We start from the raw sequence: 24,213 nt of genomic DNA, 5'->3' as shown, positions 1-24,213 counted from the left end.
GGCCCGGGGCGGCTCGGGGGTGGGCTCCGCCGTCTTGCAGGCGGCGCCAAGGACACAGGAGGCAGCGAACAGGGCCAGACGCTTCACAACGTTCTCCAACGCGAACGAGGGGTGGGGTTCTATCGGCGCGCATCAACGCCCGACCTGCCAGGGCATTCCAGCGGCATCTGCACGCGAACGGCCATGACGCCCCGCGCTGTCCACCATTTGAAGCAATCCGACAGCCGGAAACGACGACGCCCCGCGAGCCGCCCTTCCGTGGGGAAGGGGCCTCGCGGGGCGCCAGGGACTCCGGGCGGAGCGGGAAGGTCAGTCCTTGCCGAGCATCCCGTCGCGGAGGCCGTCATCCACCGGGTCCTTGCCCAGCCACACGGAGAAGAGCGCGTCCGCGAAGTCCTTGCCCTCCACGTCGATGGACTTCTCCTTCGTTTGCACGGTGGTGCCCTTGCCCGGCACGTAGGTGAGGATCAGCTCCTCGCCTTCCTTGATCTCCGCGGGGATGGCGGCCTTGAAGGTGTCCAGGCGGGCCTGGAGCTTGGGCAGGTTCGCGCCGGCGTTCTTCTTGAAGCCGTTCTCGATGGCCTCGGTGATCTGCTCCTTCTTCAGGTCGCGCTTCATGAACATGCGCACGCGCTTGATCTCATCCGCGTTGAGGACGGCGGCGGCGTCCTTCGACGGCGTCTCCAGGTACAGGCCCACGGTGTAGACCTTGAAGATGGCCTTCTTGCGCAGGCCGACGCCGTTGAGCTTGAGCTCCTTGCCGTCCACCGTCGCGGTGTCGGGATACTTCACCCCGGCGATCTCCTTGGCCATCACGGGCGCGGCGAGGGTCAGCGACAGCAGCACGGCGGTCAGCGTCTTCTTCATGGAATGCCTCCAGGTTGTCCTGCGCAATGTCGACGGCAGCCTACCCGTGCATCTTCACGAAGTGATCCATGAAGGACGTCAGCGTTTTGACGTCCTGCGGCGAAACCGCGTTGTATTGCGACACGCGGATGCCTCCAGCGGTGCGGTGGCCCTTGAGGCCCACCATGCCGGACTGCTTCGCCTGGGCGATGAAGGCCGCATCCAGCTCCTCCGTGGGCAGGTGGAACACGACGTTCATCACTGAACGGGACTCGCGCTCCACGGGGGCACGGTAGAACCCCGGATTCCGGTCGATGGCGCCGTAGAGGTCGTCCGCCTTCTCGCGGTTGCGCTTCTCCAGTGCGGGCAGGCCGCCCAGCCCCTTCACCCACTGGAGCACGTTGCGCACCAGGTAGATGGCCAGCGTGGGGGGCGTGTTGTAGAGCGAGTTGTTCTCCGCGTGGGTGCTGTAGCGGAAGTACTTGGGGATGTCCTTGCGTCCCTTCGCGATGAAGTCCTTCGCCGCGATTATCAGCGTGACGCCGGAGGGCCCCAGGTTCTTCTGCGCGCCCGCGTAGATGAGCGCGAAGCGGCTCACGTCGGTGGGCTTCCACAGGAAGTCGGAGCTCATGTCCGCCACCAACGGCACGCGGCCCACGTCCGGGAAGGTGTGCCACTGCGAGCCGAAGATGGTGTTGTTGCTCGTCAGGTGGACGTAGGCGGCCTGGGGGTCGAGCTGCAGCTCGGACTGCTTCGGGACGCGCTGGTAGCGCTTGTCCGCCTGCACGGTGGTGGCCGCGATGCGCGGCGAGCCGTAGTACTTCGCCTCGTCCAGGGCCTTCTCGCTCCAGACGCCCGTCATCAGGTAGTCGGCGGAGGCGCCCGGGGTGAGGAAGTTCATCGGCACCTGGGCGAACTGCTGGGACGCGCCGCCGGTGAGGAACAGCACCTGGTGCGTGTCCGGGATGCCCAGCAGCTGCGTGAGCAGCGCGACGGCCTCGTCGTGGACGCCCTCGTAGTCCTTGCCCCGGTGGCTGTGCTCCATGACGGACATGCCGGTGCCGTGGAAGTCGAGCAGCTCATCCCGGGCCTGCTCGAGGGCCGGCAGGGGCAGACCGGCGGGACCGGCGTTGAAATTGATGACGCGCATGGCGGGACCTCACGGTGGGAAACGACGTCCCCCCATTCTTCCCCCCGACCGGGCCCCGGAGGCCAGCGCGAAGCGTCATGCCCGGCTGCCTCCTGTTGGAGGGCAACGTCCCCCGCCGGGCCGCCCTACCCCACCGGTCGCAGGACCAGCCCGTCCTTCGCGAAGCGCACCACCTCCGCGTGGACGTCCCCGGCGGCCATGCCGGTGGCCTGGGCAACGGCCTCCTCGGACAGGCCCTCCACGGCCATCTTCAGCACCAGCAGCGCGGGCGGCGTGGCGGCCATGTAGTAGGTCACCAGCGCTTCCGGGTGGCGCCACAGGAGCGCCAGCTCATCACCGGCGGCAGGCTGGACGGCGCCGTCCTGGGCGCGCACGAAGGCGCAGAGCCGGTAGGGCTGCTCCAGCACCGCCAGCGTGGGGTTGGGCGTCAGGCGCTCCACGCTTTCAGGAAGGGCTTCCTCGGAGGCGAACACCGCGAAGTCCGTCCACTCGAAGCGCGCCAGCGCGGGCAGGAACGGAGGCAGCCCCTGCGCCTGCGTGGCGTCCGCGACGAAGGGGGCGAAGCCCTCGCCCAGCCGGTTGAGTTCGTAGTGCCGGGCGGGCCGGGTGCGCGTGTAGCCGTCCACCAGCGCATCCCACGCGGCGGCCGTCACCGCCTTGCGCGTGAACGGGAAGAGCTTCTCCAGCGTGGAGCGCACGTGGCCGCGCACGAACTGGCCGTAGAGCGCCATCCGCTCAGGGGCGACGTCCCAGCCCGGGTGCGACGCGGACAGCTTCGACAGGCCCTCCGCGCCGGGCGGGCCCGAAAGGTACGCGTCCATGCTGTCGAAGAAGTGCTTCAGCCCGGGCTTCATCGCGACGCCTCCGCCAGCACGCCCCGCGCCAGGTCGGCCTCGTCCAGCACGGCGTCCAGCGACGGGATGGCCTGATCCCATTCGATGAGCGTGGACACGGGGCCGGTGCGCTCCAGCGTGTAGCGGTACAGCGCCCACACGTCGTCGCAGACGCGGTCGCCGTGCGTGTCGATGAGGACCTTCTCCCCCACGTCATGCCCGGCCAGGTGCACCTGCACCACGCGCTCCAGGGGCAGCGCGTCCACGAAGGCGCGCGGGTCGTAGCCGTGGTTCGTCGCGTTGACCCAGACGTTGTTCACGTCCAGCAGCAGCCCGCAGTCCGCGGCCTCCACCACCTGGCGCAGGAAGTCCGCCTCCTGGAGCGTGCCGCCCGGCATGGCCGCGTAGTAGCTGGGGTTCTCCAGCAGGAAGGGGCGCTCCACGCGCGCCATCACCTCGCGCACGCGCGGCACCACGTGCTCCACCGCTTCCTCCGTGAAGGGCATCGGCAAGAGGTCATGCAGGTGCACCCCGCCCAGGCGCGAGTAGCACAGGTGGTCGGAGAAGAACGGCGCGTCCAGGCGCTTCACCAGCGCGGCCAGCCGGGTGACGTAGTCGTCGTCCAGCGCATCCGGCCCGCCGATGTTCAACCCCACGCCGTGCGGCAGGAGCGTCCAGCGCTCGCGGCACGCGTCCAGGGCGCGCTGGGAGCGCCCCCCCAGGGACAGGAAGTTCTCCGGGATGATCTCCACCCAGTCCAGCTTCCGGGTCGTGCGCGGCAGCGCGTCGTAGAAGTCGCGGCGCAGTCCGATGCCCGCCCCCAGCGGCTTCAACCCATGGCGGTGTGAGTAGCGGGGGGACATGCGCGAAGCCTCCTGGGCACGGGGAAAAACAACACGGGCGGCAGGAAGGAGTCTTCCCACCGCCCGCGAGCAAGGGAGGGACCCGGCTTCCGGGCCCTCCGCTGGCGATGACTACTTCTTGTGGCTGCAGGAACCCGCGCCGCAGCTGCCCTCGGCGCCCTTCTCCGGCGTGGCGGCGGGGGCCGCGGCGCTGCAGCTGCCCTCGGCGCCCTTCGCCTCGGCCGGCTTCGCGCTGCAGTTGGCCTCGGCGGCCTTCTCGGACGAAGCGGCCTGCGTGCCCTCCGCGCCCTTCGTGGAGGCACAGCCGGTGGCCAGCGCGCCGAGGGAGAGGGTGCCGACAACCGCTGCAAGAGCCTTGACGTTCATGTGTTGCTTCCTTTCGTACCGCGGGGGTGTGACTACGGTGAAAAACACTTACGGCTTGAACTGCGTGGAGCCCCAGGCGTCGACGGTGACGTCCGCCTTCTCGCCCACCTTCAGCAGCAGCGCTTCGGTGCGCTGGATGCCGTAGGCCTCCACGGGAATCTGGAACTTCGCGCGCACGCGCAGCAGCTCTCCGGCCGCGCGGTGCTTCGTCTCCGCCGTCTCCTGCAGGTACGTGGCGGTGACCTCCACCGGCTCCTCGTGCGTCACGCCGTGGATGCTGAAGGTGCCCTTCGCCTTCACCGTCACCGGCTTCGCGTTGGCGAGCGGCGCGGGCAGGGCCACGTCCTTGAACTCGAAGACGATGTCCGGGAACTTCGCCGCGTCCAGCCAGCGATCGTTCTGCAGGTGGCCGTCGCGCGTCTCATTGCCCGTCTTGATGGACTTCACCGGGACCTGGAAACGGCCACTGGCCTTTGAATCCTTTACCTCCACGCGGCCCTTCACCTGGTTGGACAGGCCGTTGATGACCTCCAGCGGCGCGTCCAACACGAACATGACCGTGTCGCGACCGTTCGGGTCGTTGAAGACGAAGCTCTTCGCGGCGGCGGAAGTGGGGGCTGGCTCGGCGGCGGACGCGGACAGCGACAGCACGGAGGCGAGCATGAGTGCGCTGCGGAACATGGCGGACCTCATCTACGGAAGCCGCGGACCTCGCGGATGCATGCGTTACGCGACACCCGCGCGGCCGGTTACAGCGCCGCCCCTTTTCAGGTGTTCACCCCGCGTCATCCGAGGACCGCCCACCGTCCACCGCTTCACGCAAGCCACTGTCCGGGGCAGCCTGGAGCTTGACGCCCCCCGGGTCAATCCGGACGCCGAGGCGGTCTAACAAAGTTCCCAGGTCGGAGAAAGCCGGAACTGAAAGCTGGTGGGAGAGCAGCGCGTCGAAGAGGGGTTCACCGGCGACGGTGTCCACGGCGGCGCCAAAGCCCGCGAGCGAGGACGTGGGGCCTTGTGTGGCCAGCAGCTCCAACACGTCCTCCAGCCGGGCGCGGTTGTGCGTCACGCGGCGCAGCTCCAGGTCCAGCCGCAGCGCGAAGAAGGCGCCGGTCCAGTAGACGCCCCGCCAGTCGCCTTCGCGCGCGACGACCTCCGCCATGGTGCGCGAGCCCGCGGCGGACTGACCGCGCGCGAAGCCATCCGTCAGCTCCTGCCACGCCTGCCGCGGCGTCTGTCGGCCGGAGCGGGCGCGGGCGACCTCCGTGTAGTAGGTGGCGAGCCCCTCGGTGAGCCACGCCACGCGCGGCATCAGCGTGGGGTGCGTCAGGTGGAGCATCTCGTGAACGGCGATCCAGTCGCGTCTCAGGGCCTCCGCGGTGGTGTCCTGGCCCACGAGGATGGAGATGCTGGGCGGAGAGCTCCACTGGACCATGCCGAAGAGGGCGGGCTCTTCCGCGCCGGGCACGGGCACGACGCGCACGGTGATGCGCGGATGCGGGAACGTCCTGCGCACGGTGTTCACCTCGCGCGCGGCCTGGGCGAGCCAGTCGCAGACCTCCGCGTCCGACAGGGATGGGAAGCGGCCCAGCAGCGCGACCTCCAGCACGGCGTCACCGACGTTCGCCTCGCACCGCCGGCCCCCGAAGCCATGGAAGCCCGAGTCCACCAGGTCCTCGCCGCGCAGGCGGTAGAGGCCTGCGTCGTCCGGGAGCCAGGGCAGGAGCGCGTCCGTCCTGGACACCATGAAATCCACGCGCAGGTCGGGCGTCACCACACGGGGGCGCAAGAGGTACGCGCGACCGGCCACGTGCCATGCGTCCTTCTCCCCGACGCCGGAGAAGAAGGAGCGCTCACCGCCGCGCGAGGGGGACTCCAGCGGATAGAAGTAGCGCAGGAAGCGCGTTCCGGAAGGGACATGCAGCTCGCCGCCGTGCAGGCGCAGGGCGCGGGAGGAGCCGTCCTTGCGCACGGCCCAGACGGTGTCCACGCGCTCCGGCTGTCGGAAGAGGAAGTCGCGCGGGGATGAGGGCAGGAGGACGATCTCCACCCCCAGTCCCCGCTGGGGCTCGCGCGTGTACGTGACGTAGTAGCGCAGCGCCGCCGGATCCCTTCGGGGCAGCGCGGGACGCGTGGCGGCGCACGCGCCCAGGGTGAGCGCGAGGAAGAGGAGCACCGCCCGAGGCACCATCGCTTTCAAGGCATCCACGCGGCACCGCCTCCCGTTGTGTCCGCTTCGGAGGAGAGGACCCCACGACGTGCCCCATGTCGTCCAGCCCATTGTGTCGACGCGGGAGGACGAGCGTCTGGCGGCGGGCGCGCTCACTGACGGCAGCACGAGGACTGCGCGGTCAGCCCCGGGCCGACTTCTTCCGCGCGGGCCGTGACGGAGGAACGGGTGCATCCGCGCGCTTCGAACTCCGGTCCGCATCCCGCGCCACAGGCCCGCTCCCCTCCCCTGCCTCCCGCACCGGAGCCCCGGCGAGCAGCAGCGCCCGGGCCGCGTCGAGGATCTCCGCCGACACCGCCTGCGAGCCGGTGGCCCTGGCGAGCGTCATCGCGCCGAAGCACAGCGCCACCGTCGCGAGCATCTGCTGCCGGGGCGTCGCGCCCTCCCGCGCCGGAAGCTGGCCCTGCGCCGCGCGCACCAGCTCCTCCAGACCCTGGCTGAACGAGGCCTGCACCTCCGGCGGCGCGCGCGTCAGGTCCGACAGGAGCGACGGCATCATGCAGCTCGTCTGTCCCGTGTCCCGGTTGTAGAGGCTCAGGTAGCGGCGCGCGAAATGGTCCAGGAACGCCGGCCCCCGCAACCCCTCCATCCCCGCGAGCCAGCGCATCTGCCGCTCCTGCATGAACGCCCGCAGCGACTCCGCGAGCAGCGCCTCCTTGGACGTGAAGTGGGCGTAGAAGCCGCCCACCGTCAGCCCTGCGGCGCGCATCACGCGCTCCACGCTCGCCCCGCTGAAGCCCTCCGCGCGGAACAGCTTCTCCGCCGCCGCCAGGATGCGCGCGTGCGTGGCCTGCTTGTGCTCGGCGGTGTAGCGCATCGTCCGCTCCTACTCCTTCGCGCCCGAACCCGGCGGGCGGAAGATCATGCACGTCGTGGTGCCGTGCGCGTAGAGGTTGCCCTGTGCGTCCACCAGCCGCCCCTGCGCCGTCGCCACCCTGCCCCCCAGGTGGATGACCTCTCCCTTGCAGAACAGCTGCCCGGAGTCGTGCGCCACGCCCTTCACGTAGTTCACGTGCAGCTCCAGCGTCGTGTACCCCACGCCCACCGGCAGCAGCGTGTGGATGGCGCACCCCATCGCGGAGTCCATCAGCGTGGCCGCCAATCCCCCGTGCACCATGCCGATGGGGTTGTAGTGGTGCTCGCCCGGCTGCACCGCGAACACCACCCTGCCCTCCTCCACCTCCACGGGCGAGAAGCCCATCAGCTCCGCGATGGGAGGCCCCGGCAGTTCACCCTCCTGGATGGCGCGCAGGTACTCCAGCCCCGACATCTTCTTCGCCGCCGAAGCGCCCTCCCGGGGGTCCCTCCACGTCACCGTCCGCGTCCGCGGGTTCACGGCCTGCTCGCTCATCGAAGGCTCCTCACCGGTTGAATGACCACCATCATTCCATCCGCCGCCTGGACGCCTGCTCATGGCTTTCATCCAGGTATCTCGGACTTGAAGTCATGGAAGGATGACCGTAATACCATCCCGTTGAGCGACTGGGGTCAAGGAGCATTCCATGGAGCAGCGGCGCGTCGTGGTGACGGGAATGGGGCTCATCAGCCCGTGTGGCACCGGGGTGGAGAAGAGCTGGGAGGGGCTGATCAATGGCCGCAGCGGCGTGGGGCCCATCACCCTGTTCGACGCCAGCCAGCTCGCCTGCCGGTTCGCCGGCGAGGTGAAGGACTTCAACCCGGAGGACTACATCGAACGGCGCGAGGTGCGGCGCATGGACCGCTTCGCGCAGTTCGCGGTGGCGGCGGCGGACATGGCGCTCGCGGACTCGGGCCTCAAGATCACGCCGGAGAACGCGGAGCGCGTGGCGGCCATCATCGGCTCCGGCATCGGCGGCATCGCCAGCATGGAGGAGACGTACAAGAAGGCCCTGGAGAAGGGGCCGGACCGCATCAGCCCGTTCTTCATCCTCCAGATGATCATCAACCTGGCGCCCGGCTACGTCACCATGCGCCACGGCATCAAGGGCCCGTCCTGGTCCACCAACTCCGCGTGCTCCACCAGCGCCCACGCCATTGGCGAAGCGATGCGCGGCATCCAGCGCGGTGAGTTCGACGCGGCGGTGGCGGGCGGCGCGGAGGCCCCCATCTCCCTGCTGGGCATCGGGGGCTTCGCCGCGATGAAGGCCCTGTCCACGCGCAACGACGCCCCCCAGGCCGCCAGCCGCCCGTTCGACAAGGACCGCGACGGCTTCGTGCTCGCGGAGGGCGCGGGCATCCTCATCCTGGAGGAGTACGAATCCGCCCGCGCGAGAGGCGCCCGCATCCTCGCGGAGCTGGTGGGCTATGGCGCCAGCTCCGACGCCCACCACGTCACCGCCCCCGCCCCTGAACACGAGGGCGCCCAGCGCGCCATGAAGGCGGCCCTGAAGGACTCGCGCCTGTCACCGGGCGACATCGGCTACCTCAACGCGCACGGCACCTCCACGGAGATTGGCGACCTGCTGGAGATGCAGGGCATCGCGCGCGTGTTCGGCGACGCGGCCTCCCAACTGGCCATCTCCTCCACCAAGTCCATGACGGGGCACATGAACGGCGCGGCCGGCGCCGCCGAGGCCGTCATCAGCATCCTGGCCCTCACCCGGGGCGTGCTGCCGCCCACCATCAACCTGGAGCACCAGGACCCGCGCATCCCCCTGGACTGCATCCCCAACGTCGCCCGCGAGAAGCGCGTGGACGCCGTGATGAGCAACTCCTTCGGCTTCGGAGGCACCAACGTGGCCCTCGTCTTCCGCCGCGCGCCGGACGCCCCGTAACCCTTTGTAAAAGAGCGCCCGCCGGTTTACTGACTTTTCCCCAGTTCCGCCGCACCGCGTTGGTAAACGGTTGACAACGTGCGGCACCGGCGAACGTTCCGCGCCCCCACGACGCCTGAAAGCGCCGTAATTCCATGGGGTTATCTCCACCCCCGGCCAGGAGGGAGGCAGTCAACCCTCCGCGCGTCGCCTGCGGGACAGCGCTCCGATGGATCGGAAACGTTTATTGCAAATCGGTAAATCGATTTGCAGAGTGGATCCAGAGACCCGGTGCCGGACACGTCCTTTGACGCGGCCCGCCGGTGGCTGGAGCCATGAACAACGACAACGCTCTGAACGCGAACGTGGGGCTGAAGCTTCGAGGCCTGCGGTTGCAGCGCAACATCAAGCAGGCGGACGCGGCCAAGGACCTGGGCGTGTCCCCCGCGTACCTGAACCTCATCGAAAAGGGCAAGCGCGTGATGCCCTTCCCGCTGCTCTGGAAGGCGCTGCGCTACTTCGAACAGGACCCCGAGCAGTTCATGTCCACGCTGGGCGAGGGCCGCGTGGACGAGGCCCTGGCGAAGCTCCTGGACGAACCGCTGCTCAAGAGCCTGGACATCGACTCGGAGTCGCTCCAGTCGCTGTCCGCCGAACCGAAGCTCGCGGGCACCGTCGCCGCGCTCTTCAACCTCTACAAGAACACGCGCACGCAGTTGGAGAACGTGCTCGCGCAGCTCAACGTGGAGGAGCGCACCCGCACGCAGGGTTCGCCGTCCGGCAACGGCCTGGGCAACACGCCGGGCGTGCGCTTCGACTACTCGCCCTTCGACGAGGTCAGCGACTTCCTGGAGAAGCACCGCAACTACTTCCCGGAGCTGGAGGAGCAGGCCGAGGGGCTGCGCCGCGACTTCGGCCTGGAGCAGCAGATCACGAGCAGCCAGCTCACCCGCATGCTGGAGGAGCGCTTCGACTACCGGGTGCGCATCGAGCGCGCCACCAGCGGCTCGTCCGTGGTGCGCCGGTTGGACCTGGACGCGCGCACGCTCACGCTGTCGCCGGACCTCACCGAACAGCCCCTGAAGTTCCAGATCGCCGCCTCCATCGGCCTGATGGTGATGGACCGCGAGAAGCTGGTGGAGCGCATCCTGGGCGCCGGGCGCATGCGGCACGGGGAGACGGAGCGGCTCATCAAGGTCAACCTGGCGAACTACTTCGCCGGCGCGCTGATGCTGCCCTACAGCGAGTTCTTCAAGGAGGTGCAGCGCACGCGCTACGACGTGGAGCTGCTCTCCAACGTGTTCGGCACCACGTACGAGACGGTGGCCCACCGCATCTGCAACCTGTCTGACCCCAAGCGCCAGGGCCTGCCCTTCCACTTCCTGCGCGCGGACATCGCCGGCAACATCTCCAAGCGCTACAGCGGCACCGGCATCCGCTTCGCGTCGGGCGGCGGCAGCTGCGCGAAGTGGGCGGTGCACCTGGCGTTCCTCAACCCGTCCCAGATTACGCGGCAGTACTCCATCATGCCGGATGGGACGACGTACTTCTGCTTCGCCAAGGTGCAGCTGCAGCCCATCGAGGGCTCCATCGTGAAGGGCACCGCGTACTCCATCGGCCTGGGGACGCACGCGGAGAACGCCAAGTACCTGGCGTACGGCCTGCCCACCAACGACCTGCGCAAGGACGCCATCCCCAGCGGCATCTCCTGCCGCTTCTGCGAGCGCACCGACTGCAACCAGCGCGCGGCCGCCAGCTACCGCTTCGCCTTCGCCTTCGACGAGTACACGAAGAAGGACTGCTTCTTCTCCCCGCTGCTCGTCCACGAGAAGGAGAAGGGCGAGCGCAACGGCAATCACGACCCGCTGGATAACGACGCTGACGGGAGCGAGAAGCACGATTCGTTGGACAGGGGCGCCCGCCGCCGCAAGGGTCACGAGAACTGACATGCATCCGCCCGACACCGCCGAACGCGCCCACATCACCGAAGCCATCCAGAAGCAGCAGAACGCGCTCGCCTCCCTGCGCATCACCGGCTCCCCGTCCGAAGTGGGCCAGGGCCTGGTGTCGCTCGCGGAGCTGCACGGGATGCTGGAAGAGCACGCCGCCAGCCGCGAGCACTACGAGGAGGCCCTGGGCTTCTTCAAGACGGCGGGCAACAAGCCCGGGCAGGCGCAGGCCCTCTTCGGGCTGGGCGTGGTGAAGGCCTACTTCGAGGATCACCGGGGCGCCATCGAGCACATGGCCGTGGCCGCCCTGCTCTTCAACGAGGCCCGCGACCGCGACGGCGAGGCGCTCACCCGCGCCTGCATCGGTGAGTCCCTGCGCGCCCTGGGCGAGTCCGACGCCGCCGAGGAGAAGTATCAAGAGGCGCTCATCCTCTTCCGCCAGACGCGCAACACGGAGCGCATGGCGCGGCTGCTCCTGGACATTGGCGACTTGCGCATGGCGAAGGCGGAGTACGAGCCCGCGCGCAAGCGGTTCCTGGAGGCCGTGCCGCTCCTGGAGCAGGGCGAGGATCCGGACGCGCTGGCGCTGGGCCACCTGCTGCTGGGCGAGTCCGAGGGCCTGCTGGGCCACCACGACAACGCGCGGCCCCACCTGCTGCGCGCCGTGGAGGCGTACGCGGAGCTGCACGACCACGTCTACGAGGCCCGCGCCCGCTGGGACCTGGGGCTGTCCTGCTACTACCTGCAGGACTTCGCCGCGGCCCGCGAGCAGTTCGAGGCGGTGATTCCGCTGTACGAGGAGCAGGGCCTTCGCGACGACGTGGCCAAGGTGAAGAACGTCCTTGCGCACTTCACCGCGCGCGGCGTGTAGCCACACCGCGCGCGGTCTTCTTCGCGTGCCTCAGGCCTGGAAGCCCGCGCCCACCGCCAACGCCAGCAGGCACAGCACCCCCGCGGCGATGGCGGTGTAGCGCCACTCGCCGCGCAGGCCCAGCAGCGTGCCGGCCATCGCCAGTCGCGCCACCGGCGTCACCAGCAGCATGGACGCAGCGCCCTTGCGCAACAGGTCGATGGCCACGTGCACGGACTCGCCGCGGGGCAGCAGCTCCAGCGCGAGCGACGCCACGAACATCCCTCCACTCATCACCGCACCGGTGCGCAGCACGCGCGCGATCCACCGCTCACCGGCCATGGCACGACGCGCCCACCGCTGCGCCCGAGGTTGGGCGTCCGGGTGGGTGATGGGCTCCTGCTGGAGCTGGACTTCGAGCTGTTCTTCGAGCTGCTCGGGCAGCGGCGCGGGCAGGGCCACGGCCGTCGCCTGCGTGTTGCGCGGCGGCGGGCCTGCCCCAGGCCTGCCCACCGATGAGAGCACTCCGTGTGCCGCGGGATTCGCCTCACTCATTTCCATATGCTCGGCCACAACCCCTCCCCTCCCTTCCACAACATCTGTCCGGCCACCAGAAGCAGTACCGCCGCGAAGAGCTTCTTCAAAACGGCGGTGGGAACCTTCGGCATCAGTCGGCTGCCCACCGACGCGCCGGCCAGCACGCCCACCACCAGCGGCGCCACGAGGCCCAGGTTCAGGTGGCCGCGCCACGCGTAGGCCGCGACGCTCGCGGCCCCGGTGACGCCCACCATCAGGTTGCTGGTGGCGCTGGCCACCTTGAAGGGCACGCGCATGCCGTAGCTCATCAGCGGCACCTTCAGCGGCCCGCCGCCCACGCCCAGCAGCGCCGAAAGGCCGCCCGCGACGAACGAGCCGGAGATGCCCAGCGGATAGTTCGTGGGCACATAGCTGGCCGTCGACACCGGCTCCTGCAGCGGTGTGCGCAGAAGCAGCATCTGCAGCGACACGAAGAGGGTGAAGAGGCCGAACACCACCGCCACCATCGCCTCCGCGACAAAGGCCGCGACGAGTCCGCCGACGATGGCGCCCATCACCGTGGCCAGCTCCAGCGTGAGGCCCAGCCGCAGGTCGCTCAGTTTGTTCTCAACGTAGCTGGCGGCGGCGGCGCAGGAGTTGGCCACCACGCACATCAGGCTCGCGGGGACGGCCTGCTCCAGCGGGATTCCGAAACCCAACACCAGCACGGGCACCAGGACGATGCCGCCACCAATGCCCAGCAGCGACCCCAACCCGCCCGCCAGAAGGCCCGACGCCATGAGAAGCAAGACCGTCATTCCCTATCGAGAATAGGGGGCACTCCCCGGTCCGGATAGCGCCATACCCCCCAGGGCACCTGGCTTGATTGGCCGGATGCCCTGCACGCGGACACGGCGTCAGACGCGCGCCGTGGATCCGCGTTCACTACGCGGCGGTGGCACCCAGCGTGCCTTCGGGAAACTCCTCGAAGAAGCGCGCGCGGGTGCGCGGGGTGTAGGTGCCGCGCGCCATGTAGCCGTGAAGTCGTTTGATCAACCCGCGCGTCACGTCCAGCGCGGCATCCACCTCCGCCGCGAAGTCGAATTGATCATTGCGATACAGCTCCTGGAACGACAGCTGCGTGTACGCCGGCAGCGCCCGCACCCGCCCCAGCGGGCTGGACAGGAAGAGGCCGGAGACATAGAGGCCGCGCACCCAGCCATCCACCTCCGCCTTGGTGGGGGCCTGTCCCACGCGCTCCTGGGACGCCAGCCGCACCAGTTCATAGATGCCCCGGCCGATGCCGCGCAGCGGCAGCCCCGCGCTCTTGCCCACCTGGAACTTCTCGCGCAGGCGGGAGGTGCCCACGCCGTCCGTGCCGTCCTGTTCGCGCAGGAAGAACAGCGTCTGGGCCCACTCCACCTGCCGGCGCGCGTCCCAGGCCCGTTCGCCCTTGCGGCGGTGGCGCAGCACCAGCGCGTCCACCAGCGGATGCAGGCGCCGGTCCAGGGCCAGGTGCGTGAAGTAGCCGGTGAGGATGGCCAGCCCCGCCTCGGTGCCCACCAGGGCCCCGGTGGCGACGAGCTCCGCCATCTTCAAGCCCAGGCCCACCGGCGCGCGCTCGTGGTACAGCCGCGCGAAGGGAGGCCAGCCGGCCTCCGGCAGCATCAGGGACAGGCCCCCGCGCACGCCCCCGCACAGGGGCAGGTCCGGCAGCGCGGCGCCAAAGCGCGCATACGGCAGGTCCTCGGACAGCGCACGCACCCAGTCCGTGGGGAGCCCGTCCGGGTGTGCGGCCAACCGTTCGATGGCCGTCAGATGGAGCAGCAGGGTGGGCATGGGGTCCGCACAGCTATCCAGCGCGCCGGGGCAATGCAATGCCCGAGTGGCAACCAGCGCTTTGCGACCAACACGTCACGCGTCTACAGTCACGCCCTTCGGATCACCCTTTCTTCCCTTTAAGTCCAGGAGTCCAAGTCGCCATGCAATTCAGTCTCGTCTCCGGTGACGCCGCGCCGGTGAGCGGTGAGCTGCTCGTCATCCCCCTCTTCGAGGGCGAGCTGGTGGGTGACGCCGCCCCGGCGCCGCTGGCCACCGCCGACTCGGCGCTGGACGGCAAGCTGCGCGCCGCCGCCACCCAGGAGGGGTTCAAGGCGAAGGTGGACCAGTCCTTCCTGCTGCACACGCTGGGGCGGCTGGGCAACGAGCGCGTCCTGCTGCTGGGCCTGGGCAACCGCGCGCGCTTCCAGCCGGAGGTGCTGCGGCTGGCCGCGGGCCGCGCGGCCAAGACGGCGCAGCGGCTGAAGGTCACCAGCATCGCCTTCCGCGTGCCCGCCACGGACCGCGCGGAGGACGTCGTGCGCGCGGTGGTGGAGGGCCTGGAGCTGGGCGTCTACCGCTTCGACAAGTACAAGTCCGCCGCGCGCGAGGACAAGGGGTCGCCCAAGCTGAAGAGCGCCACGCTGGCGCTGCCCCCGGGCAGTGAGAAGTCGCGCGCGCTGGACGACGCGCTGAACCTGGGCCTGAAGGTGGCGGAGGCCGTCAACTGGGCGCGCGACCTGGTGAACGAGCCCCCCAACGTGGTGACGCCCGTGCGCCTCGCGCAGGCGGCGCAGCAGGCCGCGAAGGAAGCGGGACTCCAGGCGGAGATTGGCGGGCGCAAGGAGATTGAGCGCCTGAACATGGGCATGTTCCTGGGCGTCACCGTGGGCAGCGCGCAGGAGCCCCGGCTCATCCACCTGGTCTACACGCCGAAGAACGCGAAGGACGCGAAGCGCGCCCCGCTGGCGCTGGTGGGCAAGGCCATCACCTTCGACTCCGGCGGCCTGTCGCTCAAGCCCACCGAGGGCATGGTGGAGATGAAGACGGACATGGCGGGTTCGGCCGCGGTGCTGGCCGCCATGAAGGTCATCGGTGGCGTGGTGAAGCCGCCCTTCCCCGTGCACGCCTTCATTGGCGCGTGCGAGAACATGCCGTCGGGCACGGCGTACAAGCCCGGTGACATCCTCACCGCGCGCTCCGGCAAGACGGTGGAGATCACCAACACGGACGCGGAAGGCCGCCTGGTGCTGGGCGACATGCTCACCTGGGCTGGCGAGCACGAGCCGTCCGCCATCATCGACCTGGCGACGCTGACGGGCGCGTGCATGGTGGCGCTGGGCAACTACATCGTGGGCGCGTTCGGCGACGACGACGCCACGGTGAACAGCGTGCTGGACGCCGCGAAGTCCGCGGGCGAGGAGATGTGGCGCCTGCCCATCAGCGACATGCAGAAGGACGCGCTGCGCTCCGACGTGGCGGACATGAAGAACTCCGGCGAGCGCTGGGGCGGCGCCATCAACGCGGCGCTCTTCCTCAAGGAGTTCGTCGGGGACATCCCGTGGGTGCACCTGGACATCGCCGGCCCGTCCAACAGCCCCAAGGAGCGCGGCTACCTGAACAAGGGCGCCACCGGCTCCGGCGCGCGCACCCTGGTGGAGCTGGTGCGCCGGCGGGCCGCGGACGTCGCGACCCAGCCGGAGCCCAAGGCGGAGCCCGTGAAGGCCGCGAAGCGCGCGAAGGCGAAGACGGCCCGCTAACGCGGGTCGCCCGGTTCGGGTTCGGGCGCGCGAGGCGTCGCGCGCACGGCCACGCTCGGCTCGGGGAGCGGACGGACGCCGGCCATCAGCTCATCCACGCTGACGGTCACGTCCTCCGACACCTCCGTGGGCCAGGTGGCCAGCATCATCAGCACGCGGCCGCTGTTGCCCTCGCGCACGGCCACCTTGCCGCGCACGCCTTCGCCCACCTGGAAGTCGAACCCCACCGCGTTGTCCGACAGCGCGATGGGCTGCGGGTCCGTGGTGGTGAAGCCCGGCTGCTGGCGCAGGCCCTGCGTCAGCCGCTCGGCGAACTGGGTGGGCGTGGCCACGCCGGGCGCCACCTGGAGCACCACCTGGGCCCCCGACACGCGGTGGCGCAGGATGACCGGAATGGCGAGCCCCTCCGGGGTGCGCTCGTTCGTCTCATCCAACTGCCACTCCGCCGTGGGCCGCACGATTTCAAAGCCCAGGTCCTCGTCCACGTAACGTCGCGTGGTGGACGCAACGCTCGCGTCCTCCACCCCGGAGCCTCCCGTGCCCGCGGGCTCCGCCTTCGTCACCGCCGTCCGGGACGCGCCACATGCCGTGCTCAACAGCAGCACTCCCCACCCCAACGTCCGCATCACGCCCATGTCGCTCATCCCCCGCCTGCCACCAGCGCCGTGGGGACGAACGTGGGCACCCGGTCCCAGGCTGACCAGGGGGACATCAGGGTGGGTGTCCGACTCAGGAAAGTCCGGCGGACGACGCTAGGACAGTCCGCCCTGCAGGGTGCGGTACGTGTTCGCCAGCCGCTCCGCCACGTCCGGAGGCAGCGCGTTGCGCGCGGAGAACAGCGCGTAGGACACGAAGGCGTCCAGCGCCTCCAGCGCCATCGCCCGGCCCACCGCCTCGCCGCCGCTGGTGGACACGTTGGCGCGCAGCCTCACGACGTCCACGCGCCCGTCCGGCCCCACCGTGACGCCCTGGTACGCGTTCTCCAGGCCCGGGGGCGGCGCCTCCACGAAGCCGCGCAGCAGGTCCACGTCCCGGCCCGCCTCGCGCAGCGCGCGGTGCACCAGCGACAACAGGAGGTTGTAGCGCTCCTCCGCGGACAGCAGCTCCCAGGCCATGCCCTCCACCGCCGGGCCCGGTGACGGCACGGGCTCCGCGGCCTGCAAGGCCAGGTGGCCCCCCCGCACCGCCTCCTCCACCCCGCTGTAGAAGGCGTACTGGCTGCCCGCGTACGCGGCGCGCAGCGTGCCCAGCGTCGTGCCCCCGCCCAGCTTGGCGAACAGGGCCTCCTCGCCGGGCAGCGCGCCCTGGGGGCCGGGGCCCACGCGCATGTCGTCCGGGAAGCGGCGGCGCAACCGGCCCGTCTCCTCCGCGCGCTTGATGCCGGTGAGGACCAGGTCCCTCGTGCGCTCCGGCAGCTTCACCGCGTCCACCGCCGGGGCCCGCGCCTCCAGGAAGAGGAAGCTGCCCTCCTGCATCTCGAAGAGGTTGAGCACCACCTCGCGCACGACGAAGGTCATCGCGCTGTAGAGGCTGGCTTCCGACACGATCCCCTGCGACGTGAGCACCTGGCCGATGCGGCGCGCGGGCGTCACCTGCCCCAGCGCCGCAGCGAGCTGCACGTCCGTGAGCAGGCCCAGCCGCACCATCACCGCGCCCAGGCGCTCCCACTTCTCGCTGGAGGTGGCGAACACCACCTGGCCGTCGCGGAACATCACCGCGCGGCGCACGGGGCCGTGCTGCACGATGAGCTGGCCGGTGCGGATGCCCGAGAGGATTTGAGCGAACACCTCCTCGACCGAGAGCGACCCCAGGCTGCCGGCGAAGAAGCCGGACGCGCCATGGGACTCCGGGAGGAGCACCAGTCCCTCGGGCGCGTGGAAGTGCGCCACGAGGGGCCGGCTGGGAGAGACGACGGCGGCGAGCGGCCGCTCCAGTTCGAGCGAAGCCGCCTCACCGCTCACGCGGGGCGTGGCCTTGGGTCTGGGCGCCACCGCATCCCTCCCGGGGGTTACAGGCTACTTCTTCGCGCCGGACAGCTCCGCGTCGATGATGCTCTTGAACTCTTCGAAGGGCTGCGCGCCCGACAGCATGATGCCGTTGATGAAGAACGCCGGCGTGCCGTTGACGCCCACCTTGGAGCCGTCCGCCTGGTCCGCCTTCACCTGCGCGGCCTTCTCACCGGAGTCGAGGCAGGTGTTGAACTTCGCGGTGTCCAGCTTCAGCCCGGCCGCGGTCTTCTTCAAATCCTCCACGCCCAGCGCCTTCTGGTTCGCGAAGAGCGCGTCGTGCATCTCCCAGAACTTGCCCTGGTCGTTGGCGCACAGCGAGGCCTCCGCGGCCTTCTGCGCCTGCTTGTGGAACTCCAGGGGGAACTGGCGGAACACCAGGCGCACCTTGTCGCCGTAGGTCTTCGTCACCTGGTCCACCGACGCGATGGCGCGGCTGCAGAACGGGCACTCGAAGTCGCTGAACTCCACGATGGTGACCGGCGCGTTCTCCGGGCCCTTGGACGGACCGGTGGCCGCGACCTGCTTGCGCTCCACGGGGCCGCGCGCGGGCTCGGGCAGCTCGTACTTCACGTTGGCGCCCTGGCGCAGGGACTCGAAGAACTTCTGCGCGGCCTCCTGCTTCTGCTGGCCGGACAGGAAGTCCACGATCTGCGGCTTCATCTGCTCGTAGGTCGCGCCGGGGGGCAGCTGGCCCTTGGCGCCCTCGAAGACCTCCTTGATCTTCTCTTCCGGAGGCGCGGGGATCTTGTCGTCGATCTCCGCCTTGAGCAGCTGGTCCTCGGTCAGGCTGCGCTTGGTGGCCTCTTCCTTCACCAGACGCTCGGTGACCAGACCTTCCAGGCCGCGCTTGCGCAGCTGGTACTTCTGCTTGTCCAGGTTCGCCAGCGGCTCCTTGATGCGCTCGTTGAGCTCACCGAAGGTGACCTTCTGACCGTTGCCGAAGGTGGCGACCACCGTGTCCGGCGCCGGCTCCGAGGCATTGCCAGCCTGGGCCTGGGCGGCGGGCGCCTGGGTGGTGGCCGGCGCCTTCTCCTTGTTGCAGCCGGCGGTGAGGGATGCCGCGAGGAGGGCGGCCAGGGCGAGGCGAGTAGGACGCATGGACATAAGTCGCCGACTTAATAGAGGAGCCCTGGGCTGGCAAGGAATTGCCAAACCCTCACTTCAGGCCACTTCAGGCGACCAGCGGCTCCAGCTCCAACGCGCCCGCGAGGCTTCCACGACCCGGCTCGCGCCCTTCCACATCCCGGCGGCGCGCGGTGACGATGTCGAAGCTGGACGGGTCCGCCAGCACCTTGCGCACCAGCTTGTGGTTGAGCGCGTGGCCCGTCTTGAACGCCGTCATGTGACCGATGACGGGACGGCCGAACAGCGACACGTCGCCGATGGCGTCCAGGATCTTGTGGCGCACGAACTCGTCCGGGAAGCGCAGGCCGTCCGGGTTGAGGATGGACGCCTCGTCCACCACCACGGCGTTCTCCAGCGAGCCGCCGCGCGCCAGGCCCAGCGTCTTGAGCTTCTCCACGTCGCGCAGGAAGCCGAAGGTGCGCGCGCGGGAGATTTCGCGCGAGAAGCCCCGGTCGTTCACGTCCACGTCGAAGGACTGGCCCTGGATGACGGGGTGCTCGAAGTCGATGGTGCAGCTGATGCGGAAGCGCCGGGCGGGGGTGATGGACGCCTGCTTGTCGCCGTCCGACACCGCCACGCTCTTCTTGATGACCAGGTACTCGCGCGGCGCGTCCAGCTCATGCGCCCCCGCCTCCATGATGGCGTGCGTGAAGGGCGCGGCGCTGCCGTCCATGATGGGGACTTCGGGTCCGTCCAATTCCAGACGCACGTTGTCGATGCCCATGCCCGCCAGGGCCGACATCAGGTGCTCCACCGTGCCCACGCGCACGCCGTCGCGGCCCAGCGTGGTGGCCAGCGACGTGTCCACCACGTACTCCGCCAGCGCGGGGATGCTCACCGGGCGCGGCAGGTCCGTGCGCACGAACACGATGCCGTGCCCCGCGGGCGCGGGCTTCATCGTCAACGTCACGGGCGCCCCGGAGTGGAGGCCCACGCCCCGGCAGATGGCCGGCTGGGAGAGGGTGCGCTGGGAGTCGGTGAACTGGAGCATGTCGGTGTCGCCTCTAAGAACTGCTTCGTACTGACGCACGCAGGGTACGGGCCCGTCCGACCGTTCAACGGGGTCTGACGCACTGCACACAGGAGCAATCAACATGCCACCAGCCCGTGACACAAGCGCTTCCCGGAAGGCGCGCGCGGGGTGGGCCAACCCCCCGGAACTGCTGGCGACGCGGGCCTCCGGACGGAGGACGTCAGGACCCAGGGCCCCCACCACCCTCTTGGGAAACACGACACATCCCCCTGCACCGTGACAGCCATGTCCGGAATTCACCCTTCGGACCCCGGCTTTTCCCGGCGCGCCACGCGCCAACCCGGAGTGTGTGTCGCCCAAGCGACATGGGCGCGTCTCTACCGCAGGCCAGTGCCCGGAAGCAAACGCATGCACGGGCCTCTCCGGGAGTCCGGGGCTTGACTGGAAAAGGGCTCTGCGGGTGGGTCAGCGCGTCGCGGGCGGGAGGAAGCGGTCGCGCAGGGCTTCCGCGTCGGGCCGGTCGAAGCCACGCCCCTGGAGGAGCGAGCGGCGGCTCACGGCGTGGAAGGTGGTTTCCAGCGTTTGTGAAAACCGCCGGAGGTCTTCCGCGAGGCGGCTGCGGATGCCGGGGCCTTCGGGGGGCCAGGGCAGTTCGACGAGCAGCGAGGAGAAGCGGTCGAAGGCGTCGTAGTCCGCGTAGCGCAGCAGCTGGTAGCCGCCGTCGTGGAAGTAGTCGAGGAACGACTTGAGGGCGGCCAGCACGCGCTCGGCGGCGGGCACGTCCTCGGAGCGCAGGTGGCCTTCCGCGGCGCGGCACAGCTGGGCGTAGACCCACAGGTCCTTGCGCAGGCGCAGCGCGGCGTCCTGGGGGCTGGTGAGGTGGGCGAAGGCCTCCTCCCCCAATGAGCCGTTGGGCGCGAGCGCGTCCACGAGCGCGACGATCTGCTGGCGGAACAGCGTGGTGAAGGCCTCCGCGGCGCGCAGGGCGGCGGCGGGGTCGCGGTCCAGGTCCACCATCACCTCGCGGGCGATGCGGTCCGTCTCCCGGGCCAGGTCTCGCGCGGCGCGCAGCGTGGCGGCCTGGAGGGGCTTGGAGCCGGCCTTGGGGGACAGCTCGGTGTGCAGGTAGCTGGCGACGGCGGCGGCCTCTCCGCGCACCAGCGACAGGAGCACGCGCACGCGGCGCGGCACGGGCGGCTGCGTCTCCGGATCCACGTGCGTCAGGTAGTGCAGCACGCGGAACAGGCCCAGGAACGCGGTGGTGTAGAGGGGCCGCGTGTCCGCGGGCAGCGCGCCCAGGATGTCCAGCAGGCGCACGGAGCGCAGCCGGTCGTACTCGACGCGGAACTCCAGCGGGCGGAAGGGGCGGAAGTAGCGGTTGAGGACGATCTCCCGCAGCGTCAGCTTGCCCACGTCCTGGAAGAGCGACAGGCCGATGAGCGGCAGCTGGAGCAGGTTGTCGAGCAGGTTCTTGAGCGCGTCGAACGCCTCGCGCACGACGAAGAGGCTCTCCGGCGGGGTCTCCTGATCCAGCTCCTCTTCAATCAAGAGCCGGCGCACGCGGTCATCCGCGAGCTGGGTCTCCACGTACTTGCGGAAGACCATCTTCGGGTCGCTGTCCGGGTCCTGCAGGTGGCGCGCGACGCGCACGGCGCGCTCCATGGCGTCGCGCACGTCCGCCAGCTCCTCGTGGAAGTCGCGCGTGACGAGCGGCCGGGCGCGGGCATCCACCACCGCGTTGTGGAGGTTCAGGTAGCGCTCCACGGCGCGCAGCCACATCTCGAACTCGAAGAGCAGCTCCTCGCGGCCCTCCACGGGCACGCCGCGCAGCCAGCGCTCGCGTTCGGCGAGGAAGCCCGCGCGCGTGGCCTGCGAGGCGCGCATCAGGTCGCCGTAGAAGTCGCGGGGACTGGAGAGGACCGTGGGCACGGAGGGCGCGGAGGCTTGGCTCATGGCGGCGGGCTCGCGGAGGCGTAGGGGCTAGAAGAGCGTGCCCTGGGGAGAGCTGGGGGGCGGCGTCTTCTTGAAGTACTGGTAGGTGCGCAGCGTGGCGGTGCGGCCCCGGGGCGTGCGCATGAGGAAGCCCTCCTGCATCAGGAAGGGCTCGTAGACGTCCTCGATGGTGTCGCGCTGCTCGCCCACGCTCGCGGCGATGGTCTCCACGCCCACCGGGCCACCGCCGAACTTCTCCACGATGGTCAGCAGGATCTTGCGGTCCATCGCGTCCAGGCCGCTGGCGTCCACGCCCAGCCGGGTCAGCGAGTCGTGCGCCAGTTCGTAGGTGATGCGGCCGTTGCCCTCCACCTGGGCGAAGTCGCGCAGCCGGCGCAGGAGCCGGTTCGCGATGCGGGGCGTGCCGCGCGAGCGGATGGAGATTTCACGGCTGGCGGCCCGGTCCAACGGCACGCCGAGGATGCGCGCGGAGCGGTCGAGGATCTGCTCCAGGTACTTGGGCTCGTAGTACTCCAGGCGCTCTTGAATCTGGAAGCGGTCGCGCAGGGGGGACGTGAGCAGGCCCGTGCGCGTGGTGGCCCCCACCAGCGTGAAGGGCGGCAGATCAATCTTCATCGCGCGGGCGGCGGGCCCGGTGTCGATGGTGATGTCCAGCCGGAAGTCCTCCATCGCCGGGTAGAGGTATTCCTCCACGGCGGCGTTGAGGCGGTGGATCTCATCGATGAAGAGGATGTCCCGCTCGTTGAGGTTGGTGAGCAGACCCGCCAGGTCCCCCTTGCGCTCCATGGCGGGGCCGCTGGTGACGTGGATGCCCACGCCCAGCTCGTTGGCGATGAGGTGCGCGAGCGACGTCTTGCCCAGGCCCGGCGGCCCGGAGAAGAGGCAGTGGTCCAGCGCGTCGCCCCGGACCTTCGACGCGGCCACGTAGACCTTGAGCTTCTCCACGACGGCGCCCTGGCCTACATACTCGTCAAAGGAGCGAGGGCGCAGGGAGGCTTCCAGCCGGATGTCTTCCGGCTGAACATCTCCCGAGAGGGTGTCATCGGACTTCCTCGCCATCACCATTCCGACCCTATACAGCGAAGGGGCCACGTGTCGCTCCCCTTCTGGCGCCGCCAGATTCGGACGGCACGCCGACCGGCCAGCCAGGGGGTAGGCCCCCCCTGCCCCAAGGGAGTCGCGTCCATGAGCCTCACCCCCTCACCGTTCCGTCCCCTGCCGTTCCTTCCGGAGGCACACACCGAGCGCTCTCCTGGACAGCGACTGCAGAAGCTGCGCCGCGCCGCATTGGACGCCCGCGAGGCCTTCGTCCGCGAGGGCCCGGTGGCGGCGGTGGCGACGTGCGACCTCGTCACCTTCCCCTACCCCACGCTGTTCGCCTTCAGCGGGGCGGCGCTGTCCCCGGCGCCCTACGTGATGATGACCAACCGCATGCAGGTGGTGCAGTTCGCGGAAGGGGGCACGGGCCAGCGCCGGACGCTGCTGTTCAACCCCACCGACTACGAGCGGGGCTACGCGGCGCCCTTCTACCGCGCGCTGCGCGAGCGCTACGGCGCGTTCCTCTCCGACAAGGTGATGACCACCCGCCACGGCACGGTGCAAGGCCACCTGGAGTCGCTGGGGCTGACGCCGTCGGACGTGGACTACCTGGCCTTCGACCACCTGCACATCCAGGACCTGCGCGGCTGGCTGGGCGGCGCGGGCGCCCCGGCCGTCTTCCCGCGCGCGAAGCTGCTGGTGCAGCGCAGCGAGTGGACCATGGTGAAGCACCTGCACCCCATGCAGTGCGTGTGGTTCGTGCCCGGCGGCGCGGAGATTCCAGAGGACCGCGTGGTGCTGCTGGACGGCGACACGTGGCTGGGCCAGGGCGCGGCGCTCCTGAGCACGCCCGGGCACACGCAGGGCAACACGTCCCTGGCGGTGGCCACCGCGAACGAGGTGTTCGTGGTGAGCGAGAACGGCGTGAGCACGGAGAGCTACACGCCCCTGCTGTCGCGCATCGCGGGCGTGCGCCGCTTCGCGGAGCAGATGGGCTGGGAGGTGGTGCTCAACGGCAACACGCGCGAGGACTCGCTGGAGCAGTACGCGTCCATGGTGGTGGAGAAGCTCTTCGCGGGCCCCTCCGCCGCGGACGGGGCGTTCGTGAACTTCCACCCCTCGTCGCTGCTCACCTCCCACCTGCTGGCCCCGGGCCTGGGCCCCACCGTGGTGCTGCCCGCCCCGAACACGGGCGAGCTGCACCC

Annotated in this window: 23 protein-coding genes; 5 read left to right on the top strand and 18 right to left on the bottom strand. The window is 69.9% G+C overall.

Annotated elements, in window-relative coordinates; translation table 11 throughout:
* Nucleotides 1–309: 309 nt before the first annotated feature.
* From D7X74_RS20980 to D7X74_RS20940, 9 genes are all read right to left on the bottom strand, one after another.
* Nucleotides 310–867, bottom strand: coding sequence for a chalcone isomerase family protein (locus D7X74_RS20980; protein WP_120534764.1), 558 nt, complete (start codon nt 865–867; stop codon nt 310–312).
* Between the two features lie 40 nt (nt 868–907).
* Nucleotides 908–1,996, bottom strand: a complete 1,089-nt coding sequence (serC, locus tag D7X74_RS20975) for a 3-phosphoserine/phosphohydroxythreonine transaminase (RefSeq protein WP_120534763.1) — start codon at nt 1,994–1,996, stop codon at nt 908–910.
* Between the two features lie 125 nt (nt 1,997–2,121).
* Nucleotides 2,122–2,850, bottom strand: a complete 729-nt coding sequence (locus D7X74_RS20970; RefSeq protein ID WP_120534762.1) for a DUF2063 domain-containing protein — start codon at nt 2,848–2,850, stop codon at nt 2,122–2,124.
* A complete protein-coding gene (locus D7X74_RS20965; RefSeq protein WP_120534761.1) occupies nt 2,847–3,692 on the bottom strand; it encodes a DUF692 domain-containing protein in 846 nt (281 codons plus the stop codon). Before D7X74_RS20965 ends, D7X74_RS20970 begins: the two co-directional genes overlap by 4 nt.
* 111 nt (nt 3,693–3,803) lie before the next feature.
* Complete coding sequence (locus D7X74_RS20960; RefSeq protein ID WP_120534760.1) at nt 3,804–4,058, bottom strand: hypothetical protein; 255 nt, start codon at nt 4,056–4,058, stop codon at nt 3,804–3,806.
* A gap of 48 nt (nt 4,059–4,106) precedes the next feature.
* Entirely contained in the window at nt 4,107–4,739 is a 633-nt protein-coding gene (locus D7X74_RS20955; protein ID WP_120534759.1) for a YceI family protein, read from the bottom strand.
* A gap of 94 nt (nt 4,740–4,833) precedes the next feature.
* Entirely contained in the window at nt 4,834–6,264 is a 1,431-nt protein-coding gene (locus D7X74_RS20950) for a hypothetical protein (RefSeq protein ID WP_233602183.1), read from the bottom strand.
* A gap of 142 nt (nt 6,265–6,406) precedes the next feature.
* Entirely contained in the window at nt 6,407–7,102 is a 696-nt protein-coding gene (locus D7X74_RS20945; RefSeq protein ID WP_120534757.1) for a TetR/AcrR family transcriptional regulator, read from the bottom strand.
* 9 nt (nt 7,103–7,111) lie between these two features.
* On the bottom strand, nt 7,112–7,636 hold the full coding sequence (locus D7X74_RS20940) for a PaaI family thioesterase (protein ID WP_120534756.1): 525 nt from the start codon (nt 7,634–7,636) through the stop codon (nt 7,112–7,114).
* Between the two features lie 151 nt (nt 7,637–7,787).
* Here D7X74_RS20940 and fabF point away from each other — a divergent pair, with 151 nt between their 5' ends.
* The 3 genes from fabF to D7X74_RS20925 all read left to right on the top strand — a co-directional run bounded on the left by fabF (nt 7,788) and on the right by D7X74_RS20925 (nt 11,837).
* Nucleotides 7,788–9,038: a beta-ketoacyl-ACP synthase II gene (gene fabF / locus D7X74_RS20935; protein ID WP_120534755.1), complete on the top strand. Its 1,251-nt coding sequence runs from the start codon at nt 7,788–7,790 to the stop codon at nt 9,036–9,038.
* Nucleotides 9,039–9,352: 314 nt separating this feature from the next.
* Nucleotides 9,353–10,963, top strand: coding sequence for a short-chain fatty acyl-CoA regulator family protein (locus tag D7X74_RS20930; RefSeq protein WP_120534754.1), 1,611 nt, complete (start codon nt 9,353–9,355; stop codon nt 10,961–10,963).
* A 1-nt stretch (nt 10,964) separates the two neighbouring features.
* Entirely contained in the window at nt 10,965–11,837 is an 873-nt protein-coding gene (locus D7X74_RS20925) for a tetratricopeptide repeat protein (RefSeq protein WP_120534753.1), read from the top strand.
* A gap of 30 nt (nt 11,838–11,867) precedes the next feature.
* Here the strand turns inward: D7X74_RS20925 and D7X74_RS20920 are convergent, their stop codons facing one another.
* From D7X74_RS20920 to D7X74_RS20910, 3 genes are all read right to left on the bottom strand, one after another.
* Nucleotides 11,868–12,371 (bottom strand): DUF1634 domain-containing protein, encoded by a 504-nt coding sequence (locus D7X74_RS20920; protein WP_233595301.1) that lies wholly within the window; start codon nt 12,369–12,371, stop codon nt 11,868–11,870.
* Nucleotides 12,368–13,150, bottom strand: a complete 783-nt coding sequence (locus D7X74_RS20915; protein ID WP_120534752.1) for a sulfite exporter TauE/SafE family protein — start codon at nt 13,148–13,150, stop codon at nt 12,368–12,370. Before D7X74_RS20915 ends, D7X74_RS20920 begins: the two co-directional genes overlap by 4 nt.
* Nucleotides 13,151–13,277: 127 nt before the next feature.
* Complete coding sequence (locus tag D7X74_RS20910) at nt 13,278–14,171, bottom strand: zinc dependent phospholipase C family protein (protein ID WP_120534751.1); 894 nt, start codon at nt 14,169–14,171, stop codon at nt 13,278–13,280.
* Nucleotides 14,172–14,314: 143 nt separating this feature from the next.
* Here D7X74_RS20910 and D7X74_RS20905 point away from each other — a divergent pair, with 143 nt between their 5' ends.
* Nucleotides 14,315–15,910 carry a leucyl aminopeptidase gene (locus tag D7X74_RS20905; RefSeq protein ID WP_120534750.1) on the top strand — a complete coding sequence of 532 codons (1,596 nt, stop codon included), beginning with the start codon at nt 14,315–14,317 and terminating at the stop codon, nt 15,908–15,910.
* On the opposite strand, the gene D7X74_RS20900 is transcribed toward D7X74_RS20905, so the two are convergent.
* The 6 genes from D7X74_RS20900 to ruvB form a co-directional block, all read right to left on the bottom strand.
* The gene (locus tag D7X74_RS20900) at nt 15,907–16,545 is read right to left on the bottom strand and encodes a hypothetical protein (protein WP_120534765.1); all 639 of its coding nucleotides are present in this window, start codon (nt 16,543–16,545) and stop codon (nt 15,907–15,909) included. The genes D7X74_RS20905 and D7X74_RS20900 overlap by 4 nt on opposite strands.
* Before the next feature lie 117 nt (nt 16,546–16,662).
* Nucleotides 16,663–17,901, bottom strand: a complete 1,239-nt coding sequence (locus D7X74_RS20895) for a DUF4388 domain-containing protein (RefSeq protein WP_120534749.1) — start codon at nt 17,899–17,901, stop codon at nt 16,663–16,665.
* Nucleotides 17,902–17,925: 24 nt separating this feature from the next.
* Nucleotides 17,926–19,023 (bottom strand): thioredoxin domain-containing protein, encoded by a 1,098-nt coding sequence (locus tag D7X74_RS20890; protein WP_120534748.1) that lies wholly within the window; start codon nt 19,021–19,023, stop codon nt 17,926–17,928.
* Nucleotides 19,024–19,090: 67 nt separating this feature from the next.
* A complete protein-coding gene (gene lpxC, locus D7X74_RS20885) occupies nt 19,091–20,035 on the bottom strand; it encodes a UDP-3-O-acyl-N-acetylglucosamine deacetylase (protein WP_120534747.1) in 945 nt (314 codons plus the stop codon).
* 447 nt (nt 20,036–20,482) lie between these two features.
* A complete protein-coding gene (locus tag D7X74_RS20880; protein ID WP_120534746.1) occupies nt 20,483–21,970 on the bottom strand; it encodes a hypothetical protein in 1,488 nt (495 codons plus the stop codon).
* A gap of 27 nt (nt 21,971–21,997) precedes the next feature.
* Nucleotides 21,998–23,035, bottom strand: coding sequence for a Holliday junction branch migration DNA helicase RuvB (gene ruvB, locus D7X74_RS20875; RefSeq protein WP_120534745.1), 1,038 nt, complete (start codon nt 23,033–23,035; stop codon nt 21,998–22,000).
* 120 nt (nt 23,036–23,155) lie between these two features.
* On the opposite strand from ruvB, the gene D7X74_RS20870 reads away from it, so the two are divergent.
* A partial coding sequence (locus D7X74_RS20870) for a hypothetical protein (protein ID WP_120534744.1) occupies nt 23,156–24,213 on the top strand: 1,058 nt, incomplete at its 3' end.

Source organism: Corallococcus sp. CA047B, from assembly GCF_003612065.1.
GTDB classification, from domain to species: domain Bacteria; phylum Myxococcota; class Myxococcia; order Myxococcales; family Myxococcaceae; genus Corallococcus; species Corallococcus praedator.
This window is presented reverse-complemented; position numbering and strand designations above follow the sequence as displayed.